Annotated in this window: 13 protein-coding genes; all 13 read right to left on the bottom strand. The window is 69.3% G+C overall.

What is annotated here, in order from left to right; all coding sequences use genetic code 11:
- Positions 1-27: 27 nt before the first annotated feature.
- The 13 genes from nuoN to ACFT4A_RS09300 are packed head-to-tail and all read right to left on the bottom strand — an operon-like array spanning position 28 to position 15,642.
- Positions 28-1,677 (bottom strand): NADH-quinone oxidoreductase subunit NuoN, encoded by a 1,650-nt coding sequence (gene nuoN, locus ACFT4A_RS09360; protein ID WP_382827436.1) that lies wholly within the window; start codon positions 1,675-1,677, stop codon positions 28-30.
- Positions 1,674-3,245, bottom strand: a complete 1,572-nt coding sequence (locus ACFT4A_RS09355) for an NADH-quinone oxidoreductase subunit M (RefSeq protein WP_382827434.1) — start codon at positions 3,243-3,245, stop codon at positions 1,674-1,676. The genes nuoN and ACFT4A_RS09355 overlap by 4 nt, the downstream gene beginning before the upstream one ends.
- Before the next feature lie 5 nt (positions 3,246-3,250).
- The gene (gene nuoL, locus ACFT4A_RS09350) at positions 3,251-5,164 is read right to left on the bottom strand and encodes an NADH-quinone oxidoreductase subunit L (protein ID WP_382827432.1); all 1,914 of its coding nucleotides are present in this window, start codon (positions 5,162-5,164) and stop codon (positions 3,251-3,253) included.
- Between the two features lie 15 nt (positions 5,165-5,179).
- The gene (nuoK, locus tag ACFT4A_RS09345) at positions 5,180-5,479 is read right to left on the bottom strand and encodes an NADH-quinone oxidoreductase subunit NuoK (protein WP_003992252.1); all 300 of its coding nucleotides are present in this window, start codon (positions 5,477-5,479) and stop codon (positions 5,180-5,182) included.
- Complete coding sequence (locus ACFT4A_RS09340; RefSeq protein WP_382827430.1) at positions 5,476-6,318, bottom strand: NADH-quinone oxidoreductase subunit J; 843 nt, start codon at positions 6,316-6,318, stop codon at positions 5,476-5,478. The genes nuoK and ACFT4A_RS09340 overlap by 4 nt, the downstream gene beginning before the upstream one ends.
- A complete protein-coding gene (nuoI, locus tag ACFT4A_RS09335) occupies positions 6,315-6,956 on the bottom strand; it encodes an NADH-quinone oxidoreductase subunit NuoI (protein ID WP_382827428.1) in 642 nt (213 codons plus the stop codon). Before nuoI ends, ACFT4A_RS09340 begins: the two co-directional genes overlap by 4 nt.
- Entirely contained in the window at positions 6,949-8,328 is a 1,380-nt protein-coding gene (nuoH, locus tag ACFT4A_RS09330; protein WP_382827426.1) for an NADH-quinone oxidoreductase subunit NuoH, read from the bottom strand. The genes nuoI and nuoH overlap by 8 nt, the downstream gene beginning before the upstream one ends.
- The gene (locus ACFT4A_RS09325; RefSeq protein ID WP_382827424.1) at positions 8,325-10,829 is read right to left on the bottom strand and encodes an NADH-quinone oxidoreductase subunit G; all 2,505 of its coding nucleotides are present in this window, start codon (positions 10,827-10,829) and stop codon (positions 8,325-8,327) included. Before ACFT4A_RS09325 ends, nuoH begins: the two co-directional genes overlap by 4 nt.
- Positions 10,826-12,172 (bottom strand): NADH-quinone oxidoreductase subunit NuoF, encoded by a 1,347-nt coding sequence (nuoF, locus tag ACFT4A_RS09320; protein WP_267944395.1) that lies wholly within the window; start codon positions 12,170-12,172, stop codon positions 10,826-10,828. Before nuoF ends, ACFT4A_RS09325 begins: the two co-directional genes overlap by 4 nt.
- Positions 12,172-13,032, bottom strand: coding sequence for an NADH-quinone oxidoreductase subunit NuoE (gene nuoE / locus ACFT4A_RS09315; protein ID WP_382827422.1), 861 nt, complete (start codon positions 13,030-13,032; stop codon positions 12,172-12,174). The genes nuoF and nuoE overlap by 1 nt, the downstream gene beginning before the upstream one ends.
- On the bottom strand, positions 13,029-14,351 hold the full coding sequence (locus ACFT4A_RS09310; protein ID WP_382489191.1) for an NADH-quinone oxidoreductase subunit D: 1,323 nt from the start codon (positions 14,349-14,351) through the stop codon (positions 13,029-13,031). Before ACFT4A_RS09310 ends, nuoE begins: the two co-directional genes overlap by 4 nt.
- Entirely contained in the window at positions 14,348-15,091 is a 744-nt protein-coding gene (locus ACFT4A_RS09305; protein WP_382827420.1) for an NADH-quinone oxidoreductase subunit C, read from the bottom strand. The genes ACFT4A_RS09310 and ACFT4A_RS09305 overlap by 4 nt, the downstream gene beginning before the upstream one ends.
- A complete protein-coding gene (locus ACFT4A_RS09300; RefSeq protein WP_018528252.1) occupies positions 15,088-15,642 on the bottom strand; it encodes an NADH-quinone oxidoreductase subunit B family protein in 555 nt (184 codons plus the stop codon). Before ACFT4A_RS09300 ends, ACFT4A_RS09305 begins: the two co-directional genes overlap by 4 nt.
- Positions 15,643-15,647: the final 5 nt, after the last annotated feature.

Genomic DNA, 15,647 nt, shown 5'->3' with positions numbered 1-15,647 from the left:
CGCAGCCTCATCAGGGCAAGCGCCTCGTCAGCGCACGAACACCCCCGCCTGCCCCGCCAGATCCAGGAAGTACTGCGGCGCCACACCGAGCACCAGCGTGACCGCCACGCCCACCCCGATCGCCGTCATCGTCAGCGGCGACGGCACGGCCACCGTCGGGCCCTCCGGCCGCGGCTCGCTGAAGAACATCAGCACGATGACGCGGATGTAGAAGAACGCCGCGATCGCCGACGAGATCACACCGACCACGACCAGCGGGGCCGCCCCGCCCTCCGCCGCCGCCTTGAACACGGCGAACTTCCCGGTGAAGCCGGAGGTCAGCGGGATGCCGGCGAAGGCCAGCAGGAACACCGCGAACACCGCCGCCACCAGCGGCGAGCGCCGGCCGAGCCCCGCCCACTTGGACAGGTGCGTCGCCTCGCCGCCCGCGTCCCTCACGAGCGTGACCACCGCGAAGGCGCCGATCGTCACGAACGAGTACGCCGCCAGGTAGAAGAGGACGGACGAGACACCGTCGGGCGTGGTCGCGATGACACCCGCGAGGATGAACCCGGCGTGCGCGATCGACGAGTACGCCAGCAGCCGCTTGATGTCGGTCTGCGTGATCGCGACGATCGCACCGCCCAGCATGGTGATGATCGCCACGGCCCACATCACCGGCCGCCAGTCCCAGCGCAGGCCCGGCAGGACGACGTACAGCACGCGCAGCAACGCGCCGAACGCCGCCACCTTCGTCGCCGCCGCCATGAAGCCGGTCACCGGCGTCGGCGCGCCCTGGTACACGTCCGGCGTCCACATGTGGAACGGCACCGCGCCCACCTTGAACAGCAGGCCCATCACCAGCAGCGCGGCGCCGATCAGCAGGAGCGCGTCGTTGCCCATGGTGCCGGCGAGCGCCGGGTTGACGTCCTGCACGGTGCCGTCGACGACCTGCGCGATCGTCGCGTACGACATCGAGCCCGCGTAGCCGTACAGCAGCGCGATGCCGAACAGGGTGAACGCGGAGGCGAAGGCGCCGAGCAGGAAGTACTTGACCGCCGCCTCCTGCGACATCATCCGCTTGCGGCGGGCCAGCGCGCACAGCAGGTACAGCGGGAGGGAGAAGACCTCCAGCGCCACGAACAGCGTCAGCAGGTCGTTGGCCGCCGGGAAGATCAGCATGCCGGCGACGGCGAACAGCAGCAGCGGGAACACCTCGGTGGTGGTGAACCCTGCCTTGACCGCTGCCTTCTCGCTGTCGCTGCCCGGCACGGACGCGGCCTGCGCGGCGAAGGAGTCGACACGGTTGCCGTGCGCCTCCGGGTCGAGGCGCCGCTCGGCGAAGGTGAACAGACCGACCAGGGCCGCCAGCAGGATCGTGCCCTGCAGGAAGAGGGCCGGTCCGTCGACGGCGATGGCGCCCATCGCCGCGATGTGCGCCTTGGTCGTGCCGTACCCGTCGGCCGCGAGCGCCACGACCGCCGCGAAGGCGGCCGCGATCGCGACGACGGACACGAACATCTGGACGTAATAGCGGGATTTGCGCGGTACGAACGCCTCGACCAGGATCCCGAGGATCGCCGCACCGACGATGATCAGGGTGGGGGCGAGCTGCCCGTATTCGATCTTCGGCGCGTCGATCTTCGAGATCGGTTCGGCCGCCGTTGTCCACAGGCTGTGGACGGCTGTTGCGCTCACTTGGCCGCCTCCACCTCGGGCTTGGGGTCCTTCTGCTGTACGTCGGACATGGTCTGTTTGACCGCCGGGTCGATGATCTGGGTGAGGGGCTTCGGGTAGACGCCCAGGAAGATCAGCAGGACGACCAGCGGGGCGACGACCACGAGTTCACGCACCCTGAGGTCCGGCATCTTCGCGAGCTCGGGTTTCACCGGGCCCGTCATCGTCCGCTGGTAGAGGACGAGGGTGTAGAGCGCGGCCAGGACGATGCCGAAGGTGGCGATGATGCCGACCACCGGGTACCGCGTGAACGTGCCGACCAGGACCAGGAACTCGCTGACGAACGGTGCGAGTCCGGGCAGCGACAGGGTCGCCAGACCGCCGATCAGGAACGTGCCGGCGAGCACCGGTGCGACCTTCTGCACTCCGCCGTAGTCGGCGATGAGCCGCGAGCCGCGCCGGGAGATCAGGAAGCCCGCCACCAGCATCAGCGCGGCGGTCGAGATGCCGTGGTTGACCATGTAGAGCGTCGCCCCGGACTGGCCCTGGCTGGTCATCGCGAAGATGCCCATGATGATGAAGCCGAAGTGGGAGATCGACGCGTACGCCACCAGCCGCTTGATGTCGCGCTGGCCGACCGCGAGCAGCGCCCCGTAGATGATGCTGATCAGGGCGAGGACGAGGATCGCGGGCGTCGCCCACTTGCTCGCCTCCGGGAAGAGCTGGAGGCAGAAGCGGAGCATCGCGAAGGTGCCGACCTTGTCGACGACCGCTGTGATGAGGACGGCGACCGGGGCGGTGGACTCCTGCATCGCGTTGGGCAGCCAGGTGTGCAGCGGCCACAGCGGGGCCTTCACCGCGAAGGCGAAGAAGAAGCCCAGGAACAGCCATCGTTCGGTGTTGGTCGCCATGTCGAGCGAGCCGTTGGCCCGGGCCTCGGCGATCTCCGTGAGCGAGAAGTTCCCGGCGACCACGTACAGGCCGATCACCGCGGCCAGCATGATCAGACCGCCGACCAGGTTGTAGAGCAGGAACTTCACCGCCGCGTACGACCGTTGCGTCGCTGCCGCCTTCTCGCCGTGCTCGTGGGCACGGTCCCCGAAGCCGCCGATGAGGAAGTACATCGGGATCAGCATGGCTTCGAAGAAGATGTAGAAGAGGAAGACGTCCGTGGCCTCGAAGGAGATGATCACCATCGCCTCGACGGCCAGGATCAGGGCGAAGAAGCCCTGTGTCGGCCGCCACCGCGTGGACCCGGTCTCCAGCGGGTCGGCGTCGTGCCAGCCCGCGAGGACGATGAACGGGATCAGCAGCGCCGTGAGCGCGATCAGCGCCACCGCGATGCCGTCCACGCCCAGTTCGTAGCGGACGCCGAAGTCCGCGATCCAGGAGTGGGACTCGGTGAGCTGGTAGCGGTCGCCGCCCGGGTCGAAGCGCACCAGGACGACGATCGCGAGGACGAGCGTGGCGAGCGAGAAGAGCAGCGCCAGCCATTTGGCGACGGTGCGCCGCGCGGCCGGTACGGCGGCCGTGGCGATCGCCCCGACGGCCGGGAGCACCGCTGTCGCTGTCAGCAGAGGAAAGGACATCGGTATCAGACCGCCCTCATCAGCAGGGTCACGGCGACCAGGACCGCCGCACCGCCGAACATCGAGACCGCGTAGGAGCGGGCGAAGCCGTTCTGCAGCTTGCGCATCCGCCCGGAGAGGCCGCCGACCGAGGCCGCCGTGCCGTTGACGACGCCGTCGACCAGGGTGTGGTCGACGTAGACCAGGGACCGCGTGAGGTGTTCGCCGCCGCGGACCAGGACGACGTGGTTGAAGTCGTCCTGGAGCAGGTCGCGCCGGGCGGCCCGGGTGAGCAGCGATCCGCGGGGGGCGACGGCCGGGACCGGGCGCCGTCCGTACTGCGCCCAGGCGAGGGCGACGCCGATGACCATGCAGGTGACGGTCGCGCCGGTGACCGCGGCGGCGCTGAGCGGAGAGTCGCCGTGGCTGTGCCCGGTGATCGGCTCCAGCCAGTGCACGAAGCGGTCGCCGATGCTGAAGAACCCACCGGCGGCCACCGACCCGACGGCCAGCACGATCATCGGGATCGTCATGACCTTGGGCGACTCGTGCGGATGCGGTTCGTTGCCGTTCGCGTCGGGCTGCCAGCGCTTCTCGCCGAAGAACGTCATCAGCATCACGCGCGTCATGTAGAAGGCCGTGATGGCCGCGCCCAGCAGGGCCACGCCGCCGAGGATCCAGCCCTCGGTGCCGCCCTTGGCGAACGCCGACTCGATGATCATGTCCTTGGAGAAGAAGCCGGACAGGCCCGGGAAGCCGATGATCGCCAGATAGCCGAGGCCGAAGGTGACGAAGGTGATCGGCATGTACGTCCTGAGACCGCCGTACTTCCTCATGTCCACCTCGTCGTTCATGCCGTGCATGACCGAACCGGCGCCGAGGAACAGCCCCGCCTTGAAGAAGCCGTGCGTGACCAGGTGCATGATCGCGAAGACGTAGCCGATGGGGCCGAGGCCCGCGGCGAGCACCATGTAGCCGATCTGCGACATGGTCGAGCCGGCCAGTGCCTTCTTGATGTCGTCCTTCGCGCAACCGACGATCGCACCGAAGAGGAGCGTGACCGCTCCGACGACGGTGACGACGAGCTGGGCGTCCGGGGCGCCGTTGAAGACGGCCGCGGAGCGGACGATCAGGTACACGCCCGCGGTCACCATCGTCGCGGCGTGGATGAGAGCCGAGACCGGGGTCGGGCCCTCCATCGCGTCCCCGAGCCAGGACTGCAGCGGCACCTGGGCGGACTTGCCGCAGGCCGCGAGCAGCAGCATCAGGGCGATGGCGGTCAGCTTGTCCTCACCGGCGGCACCGGCCAGCCCGGCCTCCCCCTCGGTGCCGAGCACCGGCCCGAAGGCGAAGGTGCCGAACCACAGGAACATCAGCATGATCGCGATGGACAGGCCCATGTCGCCGACGCGGTTGACCAGGAAGGCCTTCTTCGCGGCCGTGGCGGCGCTGGGCTTGTGCTGCCAGAAGCCGATCAGCAGGTAGGAGGCGAGACCGACGCCCTCCCAGCCGACGTACAGCAGCAGGTAGTTGTCGGCGAGGACGAGCAGCAGCATCGCCGCGAGGAACAGGTTCAGATAGCCGAAGAAGCGGCGGCGCCGCTCGTCGTGCTCCATGTACCCGACGGAGTAGAGGTGGATCAGCGAGCCGACGCCCGAGATCAGCAGGACGAACGTCATCGACAGCTGGTCGAGCTGGAAGGCGACGTCCGCCTGGAAGCCCTCGACCGGGATCCAGCTGAACAGGTGCTGGCCCATCTCCCGGTGCTCCGGGTCCTTGCCCAGCATGTCGGCGAACAGGACCAGGCCGAGCACGAAGGAAGTGGCGGCGAGGGCCGTGCCGATCCAGTGGCCGACGGCGTCCAGCCGGCGTCCGCCGCACAGCAGGACCACCGCTCCGAGCAGGGGCGCCGCCACCAGCAGCGCAATCAGGTTCTCCACGATTCTTCCGACCCCTTACAGCTTCATCAGGCTGGCGTCGTCGACCGAGGCCGAGTGACGGGCACGGAACAGGGACACGATGATCGCGAGCCCGACCACGACCTCGGCGGCGGCGACGACCATCGTGAAGAACGCGATGATCTGTCCGTCGAGGTTGCCGTGCATCCGGGAGAAGGCGACGAACGCGAGGTTGCAGGCGTTGAGCATGAGCTCGATGCACATGAACACGACGATCGCGTTGCGCCTGATCAGCACGCCGGTGGCGCCGATCGTGAACAGCAGGGCCGCGAGATAGAGGTAGTTGACGGGGTTCACTTCGACGCCTCCTCGGACCGCTGGAACTTCGCCGGCCCGACCGCCCTGCGCTCCAGGCGGTCCTCGGACCGCTGCTCCAGAGCCTTGAGGTCGTTGAGCGCCTCCTGCGACACGTCGCGGATCTGGCCGCGCTCGCGCAGCGTCTTGCTGACGGTGAGGTCGGAGGGTGTGCCGTCGGGCAGCAGGCCCGCGATGTCGACCGCGTTGTGCCGGGCGTACACACCGGGGGCCGGCAGGGGCGGCAGTTGCTTTCCTGCGCGGACCCGCTCCTCGGAGAGCTCCCGCTGCGTCTTGGCCCGCTCGGTGCGCTCGCGGTGGGTGAGCACCATGGCGCCGACGGCGGCCGTGATGAGCAGGGCGCCGGTGATCTCGAAGGCGAAGACGTACTTGGTGAAGATGAGGGCGGCGATGCCCTCCACATTGCCCCCGGCGTTCGCCTGGCCGAGGCCGTTGAACTCCGTGAGCGAGGCGTTGCCGATGCCGCCGACCAGCAGGACGCCGAAGCCGAGACCGCACAGCAGGGCCAGCCAGCGCTGGCCCTTGATGGTCTCCTTCAGGGAGTCCGCCGCGGTCACACCCACGAGCATCACCACGAACAGGAACAGCATCATGATCGCGCCGGTGTAGACGACGATCTGGACGACGCCCAGGAAGTAGGCGCCGTTGGCGAGGTAGAAAACCGCCAGGATGATCATGGTGCCGGCGAGGCAGAGCGCACTGTGCACGGCCCTCTTCATGAGGATGGTGCACAGGGCGCCGATCACCGCGATCGTGCCGAGGATCCAGAACTGGACGGCTTCTCCGGTGGAGGTGGAGTAGGCGGCGAGCTGGGCGGTCATCGGCCGACCACCTTCCCCGACGCCGGCTCGGTGTCGCCGAAGGTGGAGTCGGCCTCCTGCACGACCTCGCCCTCGGAGTGGACGACCTGCTGCTCCGTGCCGGGCGCGGCCTCGGTGACCAGGCCCCGGTAGTAGTCCTGTTCGTCCGTCCCCGGGTAGATGGCGTGGGGCGAGTCGACCATGCCGTCCTCGAGACCGGCGAGCAACTGCTCCTTGGTGTAGATGAGGTTGGCCCGGCTGGAGTCGGCCAGCTCGAACTCGTTCGTCATCGTGAGCGCGCGCGTGGGGCACGCCTCGATGCACAGGCCGCACAGGATGCAGCGGGCGTAGTTGATCTGGTAGACGCGGCCGTACCGCTCGCCCGGCGAGTAGCGCTCCTCGTCGGTGTTGTCCGCGCCCTCCACATAGATCGCGTCCGCGGGGCAGGCCCACGCGCACAGCTCACAGCCGACGCACTTCTCCAGGCCGTCCGGATGGCGGTTGAGCTGGTGCCGTCCGTGGAAGCGCGGAGCCGTGGTCTTCTTCTGCTCCGGGTACTGCTCGGTCAGCCGCTTCTTGAACATGGCCTTGAAGGTCACGCCGAAGCCGGCCACGGGGTTCTGGAAACCGGGCTTGGTGTCCTTCGGTTCCTCAGCCATCTGACGCCTCCTTTCCATCCGTAGATCCGTCCAGAGATCCGTCACTCTGAGTATCGGGCCCACCACTGACAATCAGCTCCCGCTCACGGCGCGAGCGGCGCCGGGGAGCCGGCGGAAGCTCCTGTCCGGGCAGCGGCGGTACGGGGAATCCGCCCGCCATGGGGTCGAAGGCCGCCGGGGTCTCGGCCGGCCGCTCGGCCTCCTTGGACTTCTCGCGGAACATGTCGACGACGAAGGAGAGCACCAGCAGGGCCAGCACGCCGCCGCCGACGTAGAGCACGATGTCGGCGAAGTCGTAGTTCTCGTTCCGCAGGGCGCGCACGGTGGCGACGAGCATCAGCCACACCAGCGAGACCGGGATGAGGACCTTCCAGCCGAGCTTCATCAGCTGGTCGTAGCGGACGCGCGGGAGCGTGCCGCGGATCCAGATGAACATGAACAGCAGCAGCTGGACCTTGACGGTGAACCAGAGCATCGGCCACCAGCCGTGGTTCGCGCCCTCCCAGAAGGTGCTGATCGGCCAGGGGGCCCGCCAGCCGCCGAGGAACAGCGTGGTGGCGACGGCCGAGACGGTCACCATGTTGACGTACTCGGCGAGCATGAACATCGCGAACTTGATCGACGAGTACTCGGTGTTGAAGCCGCCGACCAGGTCGCCCTCGGACTCCGGCATGTCGAAGGGGGCGCGGTTGGTCTCGCCGACCATGGTGACGATGTAGAGGATGAAGGAGAGCGGCAGCAGCAGGATGTACCAGCGGTCGGCCTGCTGCTCGACGATCGTCGACGTCGACATCGACCCCGAGTAGAGGAACACGGAGGCGAAGGCGGCGCCCATCGCGATCTCGTAGGAGATCATCTGCGCGCAGGAGCGCAGGCCGCCCAGCAGCGGGTACGTCGAGCCGGAGCTCCAGCCCGCGAGGACGATGCCGTAGATGCCGACCGAGGCGACCGCGAGGATGTAGAGCATCGCGATCGGCAGGTCGGTGAGCTGCATCGTGGTGCGCTGGCCGAAGATCGAGATCTCGTTGCCGGCCGGGCCGAAGGGGATCACCGCGATCGCCATGAAGGCCGGGATGGCCGCGATGATCGGCGCGAGGACGTAGACCGCCTTGTCCGCGCGCTTGACGATCACGTCTTCCTTGAGCATCAGTTTGATGCCGTCGGCGAGCGACTGGAGCATGCCCCAGGGGCCGTGCCGGTTGGGGCCGACGCGCAGCTGCATCCAGGCGACGACCTTGCGCTCCATGACGATGGAGATCAGCACGGTCACCATCAGGAAGGCGAAGCAGAACACCGCCTTGATGACGACCAGCCACCAGGGGTCGCGGCCGAACATCGAGAGGTCTTCAGCGGCGAGGAGATACGGGCTCATGCCTCCACCTCCTTGGGGGCCTCGCCGGCGAGCGTCGCCGGTCCGATGCGGACGAGGGAGCCGGGCCGCGCCCCGGTGTCGGAGGCGACGCCGCCACCGCTGGAGTTCAGCGGCAGCCACACCACCCGGTCGGGCATCTCACTGATCTGGAGCGGGAGTTCCACGGCGCCCTGCGGGCCGGTCACGGCGAGGAGGTCGCCGTCCTTGACGCCCGCCTCGGCGGCCGTCGCGGCCGACACACGCGCGCGTGCGGCGTGCCGGGTTCCGGCGAGTGCCTCGTCGCCCTGCTGGAGGAGGCCCTGGTCGAGCAGCAGCCGGTGCCCGGCGAGGACGGCCTCGCCGACGGCCGGGCGGGGCAGCGCGGCCGCGGTCTCCAGGGGTTCGCCGGCCCGCGGGCCGTCCCAGGAGCCGAGCCGGTCGATCTCCGCGCGCACGGTGCGCAGATCCGGCAGTCCGAGGTGGACGTCCATGGCGTCGGCCAGCATCTGCAGCACCCGCGCGTCGGTCGGCGCGAGGCGGCGGGTCATCTGGTCGGGCTTGAGCGCGGCCTCGAAGAAGCGCACCCGGCCTTCCCAGTTGAGGAAGGTGCCGGCCTTCTCGGCGACCGCGCCGACGGGCAGGACGACATCGGCCTCGCGGCTGATCTCGCTGGGCCGCAGTTCGAGGGAGACCAGGAAGCCGACCTCGTCGAGCGCCTCACGCGCGCGTGCCGGGTCGGGCAGGTCGGCGATCTCCACGCCCGCCACCAGCAGCGCCTGCAGCTCGCCGGTCGCGGCGGCCTCGACGATCTGGCCGGTGTCGCGGCCGTAGCGGTGCGGGAGGCCGGCCACGCCCCAGACGCCGGCGACCTCGTCACGCGCGCGTGGGTCGGTGGCCGGGCGTCCGCCCGGCAGCAGCGACGGCAGCGCGCCCGCCTCGATCGCGCCGCGTTCCCCGGCCCGGCGCGGGATCCACACCAGCCGGGCGCCGGTGGCGGTCGCGGTGCGCATGGCGGCGGTGAGTCCGCCGGCCACCGCGGCCAGCCGCTCGCCGACGACGATCACGGCGCCCTCGGCGCGCAGCGCCTCGGCGGCCGTGGCGCCGTCGTCCTCCAGGCCGGCGCCGCTGCCGAGCGCGTCCAGCCACTCGGTCTCGGTGCCGGGAGCCGCGGGCAGCAGCGTGCCCCCGGCCTTCGCCAGACCGCGGGTGGCGTGCGTGGCCAGCGAGAAGACCCGCTGTCCGTGCCCCCGCCAGGCCTTGCGCAGCCGCAGGAAGACGCCGGGCGCCTCCTCCTCCGCCTCGAACCCGACCAGCAGGACGGCGGGCGCCTTCTCCAGCGCGGTGTACGTGACGCCCGTACCGTCGAGGTCCCGGCCGCGCCCGGCGACCTGGGCGGCGAGGAAGTCGGCCTCCTCGGCGCTGTGCACGCGCGCGCGGAAGTCGATGTCGTTGGTGTCGAGCGCCACGCGCGCGAACTTGCTGTACGCGTAGGAGTCCTCGATGGTGAGCCGGCCGCCGGTCAGGACGCCGGTGCGGCCTCGGGAGGCCAGCAGCCCCTGGGCCGCGATCTGCAGCGCCTCGGGCCAGGAGGCCGGTTCCAGCTCACCCTCGGCGTTGCGCACGAGCGGCGTCTGAAGCCGGTCCCGCTGCTGCGCGTACCGGAACCCGAACCGCCCCTTGTCGCAGATCCACTCCTCGTTGACCTCGGGGTCGTCGGCCGCGAGCCGCCGCATGACCTTGCCGCGCCGGTGGTCGGTGCGCGTCGCGCAGCCGCCGGAGCAGTGCTCGCACACCGACGGGGAGGAGACCAGGTCGAAGGGGCGGGAGCGGAATCGGTACGCCGCCGAGGTCAGCGCGCCGACCGGGCAGATCTGGATGGTGTTGCCGGAGAAGTACGACTCGAACGGGTCGCCCTCGCCGGTGCCGACCTGCTGGAGCGCGCCCCGCTCGACCAGCTCGATCATCGGGTCGCCCGCGATCTGGTTGGAGAACCGGGTGCAGCGGGCGCACAGCACGCAGCGCTCACGGTCGAGCAGCACCTGCGTGGAGATCGGCACGGGCTTCTCGTACGTGCGCTTGCGGCCCTCGAAGCGGGACTCGGCGTCGCCGTGCGACATGGCCTGGTTCTGCAGCGGGCACTCGCCGCCCTTGTCGCAGACCGGGCAGTCCAGCGGGTGGTTGATGAGCAGGAGCTCCATCACACCCTTCTGGGCCTTCTCGGCGACCGGCGAGGTGAGGTGGGTCTTCACCACCATCCCGTCGGTGCAGGTGATGGTGCAGGACGCCATGGGCTTGCGCTGGCCCTCGACCTCGACGATGCACTGGCGGCAGGCGCCGGCCGGATCGAGGAGCGGGTGGTCGCAGAACCGGGGGATCTCGATGCCGAGCTGCTCGGCGGCCCGGATGACCAGGGTGCCCTTGGGCACGCTGATCTCGGCGCCGTCGATCGTCAGCGACACGAGGTCCTCCGGCGGGACCGCCGCTTCTCCCCCGCCGGAGGGAGAGCTGGTGGTCACGGTCATGCGTTCACCTCCGTGCGGTCGGCCCAGGCCGTCGACCTGGCCGGGTCGAAGGGGCAGCCCCGGCCCGTGATGTGCTGCTCGTACTCCTCGCGGAAGTACTTGAGCGAGGAGAAGATCGGCGAGGCGGCGCCGTCGCCGAGGGCGCAGAAGGACTTGCCGTTGATGTTGTCGGCGATGTCGTTCAGCTTGTCGAGGTCGGACATCCGTCCCTTGCCGGCCTCGATGTCGCGCAGCAACTGCACGAGCCAGTACGTGCCTTCGCGGCAGGGCGTGCACTTGCCGCAGGACTCGTGGGCGTAGAACTCGGTCCAGCGCGTGACGGCACGGACCACGCAGGTCGTCTCGTCGAAGCACTGGAGAGCTTTTGTGCCGAGCATGGAACCCGCGGCGCCCACTCCTTCGTAATCAAGAGGGACGTCGAGATGCTCGTCGGTGAACATCGGGGTCGAGGAGCCCCCCGGCGTCCAGAACTTGAGGCGATGGCCGGGGCGCATGCCGCCGCTCATGTCGAGGAGCTGGCGGAGCGTGATCCCGAGCGGCGCCTCGTACTGACCGGGGCCCGCGACATGGCCGGACAGGGAGTAGAGCGTGAAGCCTGGCGACTTCTCACTCCCCATCGACCGGAACCAGTCTTTGCCCCGGCTCATGATGGCGGGAACCGACGCGATCGACTCGACGTTGTTCACCACAGTCGGGCATGCGTAGAGACCCGCGACAGCAGGGAAGGGAGGACGGAGCCGCGGTTGACCCCGGCGGCCTTCGAGCGAGTCCAGCAGTGCGGTCTCCTCACCGCAGATGTACGCGCCCGCGCCCGCGTGCACGGTGATGTCGAGGTCGAGTCCGCTGCCCTGGATGTTCTCGCCCAGGAAGCCCGCCTCGTACGCCTCGCGTACGGCGGAGTGCAACCGCCGCAGCACCGGTACGACTTCACCACGCAGATAGATGAAGGCATGCGAAGACCTGATGGCGTAACACGCGATGATCATGCCCTCGATGAGGCTGTGCGGGTTCGCGAAGAGGAGCGGGATGTCCTTGCACGTCCCCGGCTCCGACTCGTCGGCGTTGACAACTAGATAGTGCGGCTTTCCATCCCCCTGGGGAATGAACTGCCACTTCATCCCCGTCGGGAATCCCGCGCCGCCGCGCCCGCGCAGACCGGACTCCTTGACGTACGCGATCACGTCGTCCGGCGACATGGCGAGCGCCTTGCGCAGCCCTTCGTACCCCTCGTGCCTTCGGTACACGTCCAGCGTCCAGGACTTGTCCTCGTCCCAGAAGGCCGACAGCACCGGTGCGAGCAGCTTCTCGGGGCTCATGTCTTTCAGCTCGGGTGCCAAGGTCATCACTCCCCCTCCTCGGCGGCGGGCCCGGCCGGGTGGGCCGGGTCGGAGGCCGACGTGTCCTGCGGCGCGTCGTGCGAGCTCAAGTGCTCCGTCGGTGACGGGTCGTGGGGTGTCTCGGTCCGGGCCGCCTCACCGCGGGGATGCACCACGCGCGCGGGTGCGGCCTCCCCCTTGGCGAGCTTCAGGCCGACCAGGGAGGCGTGTCCCGCGCTTCCTCCGGACTCGACGGCCCCGTCCCGCTCGTCGGGGAATCCGGCCAGGACCCGGGCGGTCTCCTTGAAGGTGCACAGCGGCGCACCGCGCGTGGGCGTGACCGGGCGTCCCGCGCGCAGGTCGTCGACGAGGCGCTTGGCGCTGCCCGGGGTCTGGTTGTCGAAGAACTCCCAGTTGACCATCACGACCGGCGCGAAGTCGCAGGCCGCGTTGCACTCGATGTGCTCCAGGGTGACCTTGCCGTCGTCGGTGGTCTCGCCGTTGCCGACGCCGAGGTGCTCCTGGAGCTCCTCGAAGATCGCGTCCCCGCCCATGACCGCGCACAGGGTGTTGGTGCACACCCCGACCTGGTAGTCACCGCTCGGCCGGCGCCGGTACATGGAGTAGAAGGTGGCGACCGCGGTGACCTCGGCCGTGGTCAGGCCGAGGATGTCCGCGCAGAACCGCATGCCCGTGCGCGTGACGTGTCCCTCCTCCGACTGCACGAGGTGCAGCAGGGGCAGGAGGGCGGACCGGGAGTCCGGGTAGCGGGCGATGACCTCGCGCGCGTCCGTCTCCAGTCGGGCCCGGACGTCGTCCGGGTAGGCGGGCGCGGGCAGTTCGGGCATGCCCAGGCTGACGCCCCGCTCGGAAGAAGAGGTGGTCACCGGTCGACGCCTCCCATCACGGGGTCGATGGACGCGACGGCGACGATGACGTCGGCGACCTGGCCGCCCTCGCACATCGCCGCCATGGCCTGCAGGTTGGTGAAGGACGGGTCGCGGAAGTGGACCCGGTAGGGGCGGGTGCCGCCGTCGGACACGACGTGCACCCCGAGTTCGCCCTTGGGCGACTCGACCGCCGCGTACGCCTGGCCCGGCGGGACGCGGAAGCCCTCGGTGACCAGCTTGAAGTGATGGATCAGGGCCTCCATGGAGGTGCCCATGATCTTCTTGATGTGGTCGAGGGAGTTGCCGAGTCCGTCGGGCCCGAGGGCGAGCTGGGCGGGCCAGGCGATCTTCTTGTCGGCGACCATGACCGGGCCGGGCTGGAGCCGGTCCAGGCACTGCTCGACGATCCGGAGCGACTGGCGCATCTCCTCCAGCCGGATCAGGAAGCGGCCGTAGGAGTCGCAGGTGTCGGCGGTCGGGACGTCGAAGTCGTACGTCTCGTAGCCGCAGTACGGCTGCGTCTTGCGCAGGTCGTGCGGCAGGCCGGTGGAGCGCAGGATCGGGCCCGTCGCGCCGAGGGCCATGCAGCCGGCCAGGTCCAGATAGCCGACGTCCTGCATACGGGCCTTGAAGATGGGGTTCCCGGTGGCGAGCTTGTCGTACTCCGGGAGGTTCTTCTTCATCTTCTTCACGAACTCGCGGATGTGGTCCACCGCGCCGGGCGGCAGGTCCTGGGCGAGTCCGCCGGGGCGGATGTACGCGTGGTTCATCCGCAGGCCGGTGATCAGCTCGTAGATATCGAGAATGAGTTCACGATCACGGAATCCGTAGATCATGACCGTGGTGGCGCCGAGCTCCATGCCGCCGGTGGCGATGCACACCAGGTGCGACGACAGCCGGTTCAGCTCCATCAGGAGCACCCGGATGATCGAGGCCCGGTCCGGGATCTGGTCCTCGATGCCGAGGAGCTTCTCGACGCCGAGGCAGTACGCCGTCTCGTTGAAGAACGGCGTCAGGTAGTCCATGCGCGTCACGAACGTCGTGCCCTGCGTCCACGTCCGGTACTCGAGGTTCTTCTCGATGCCGGTGTGCAGGTAGCCGATGCCGCAGCGGGCCTCGGTGACGGTCTCGCCGTCGATCTCCAGGATCAGACGGAGCACGCCGTGCGTGGACGGGTGCTGCGGGCCCATGTTGACGACGATGCGCTCGTCGTCGGCGCGGGCCGCCGACTCGACGACCTCGTCCCAGTCGCCGCCGGTGACGGTGTAGACGGTGCCCTCGGTGGTCTCGCGAGGGGAGGCGTGCGAAGTGCTCATGAGTACGACCTCCGCTGGTCCGGAGCCGGGATCTGGGCGCCCTTGTACTCGACGGGGATACCGCCGAGGGGATAGTCCTTGCGCTGCGGGAAGCCCTGCCAGTCGTCCGGCATCATGATCCGCGTCAGGGCCGGGTGACCGTCGAAGACGATGCCGAAGAAGTCGTACGTCTCGCGCTCGTGCCAGTCGTTCGTCGGATAGACGGAGAACAGCGACGGGATGTGCGGGTCGCCGTCGGGGGCGCTGACCTCCAGGCGGATCAGCCTGTTGTGGGTGATCGAGCGCAGGTGGTAGACGGCGTGCAGCTCGCGGCCCTTGTCGTTCGGGTAGTGGACGCCGCTGACGCCGGTGCACAGCTCGAAGCGCAGGGCCGGGTCGTCGCGCAGGGTGCGGGCGACGCGGACCAGGTGCTCGCGCTCGATGTGGAAGGTCAGCTCGTCGCGGTCGACGACCGTCTTCTCGATGGCGTTCTCCGGGAGCAGTCCCTGTTCCTCCAGGGCTCCCTCCAGCTCGTCGGCGACCTCGTCGAACCAGCCGCCGTAGGGGCGGTTCGTCTGGCCCGGGAGCCGGACCGAGCGGACCAGGCCGCCGTAGCCGGAGGTGTCGCCGCCGTTGTTCGCGCCGAACATGCCGCGCTGGACGCGGATCTCCTCGCCGCCCTCGCCGCGCCGGCCGGGGAGGTTGGAGGCCGACAGGTCCTTCTCCGGGTTGGCGCCGCCCGTGCCGTTCGCGTCGCTCATCGCAGCAGCCCCTTCATCTCGATCGTGGGCAGGGCCTTGAGCGCCGCCTCCTCCGCCTCGCGGGCCGCCTCCTCGGCGTTCACGCCGAGCTTGGAGGACTGGATCTTCTGGTGGAGCTTGAGGATGGCGTCCATCAGCATCTCCGGCCGTGGCGGGCAGCCGGGGAGATAGATGTCGACCGGCACGATGTGGTCGACGCCCTGGACGATGGCGTAGTTGTTGAACATGCCGCCCGAGGAGGCGCAGACCCCCATGGAGATCACCCACTTGGGGTTCGGCATCTGGTCGTAGACCTGCCGCAGTACCGGCGCCATCTTCTGGCTGACCCGGCCGGCGACGATCATCAGGTCCGCCTGCCGGGGCGAGCCCCGGAAGACCTCCATGCCGAAGCGCGCCAGGTCATAACGGCCGGCGCCGGTGGTCATCATCTCGATGGCACAGCAGGCGAGGCCGAACGTGGCGGGGAAGACGGACGACTTGCGCACCCAGCCCGCGGCCTGCTCGACGGTGGTCAGCAGGAAGCCGCTCGGCAGCTTTTCTTCGAGTCCCATGACTA

The sequence above is a fragment of the Streptomyces sp. NPDC057099 genome (assembly GCF_042671245.1).
In the GTDB taxonomy this organism is placed as follows: domain Bacteria; phylum Actinomycetota; class Actinomycetes; order Streptomycetales; family Streptomycetaceae; genus Streptomyces; species Streptomyces purpurascens.
The sequence above is the reverse complement of the archived record's forward strand: the minus strand, read 5'-3'. Positions and strand labels throughout refer to the sequence as shown.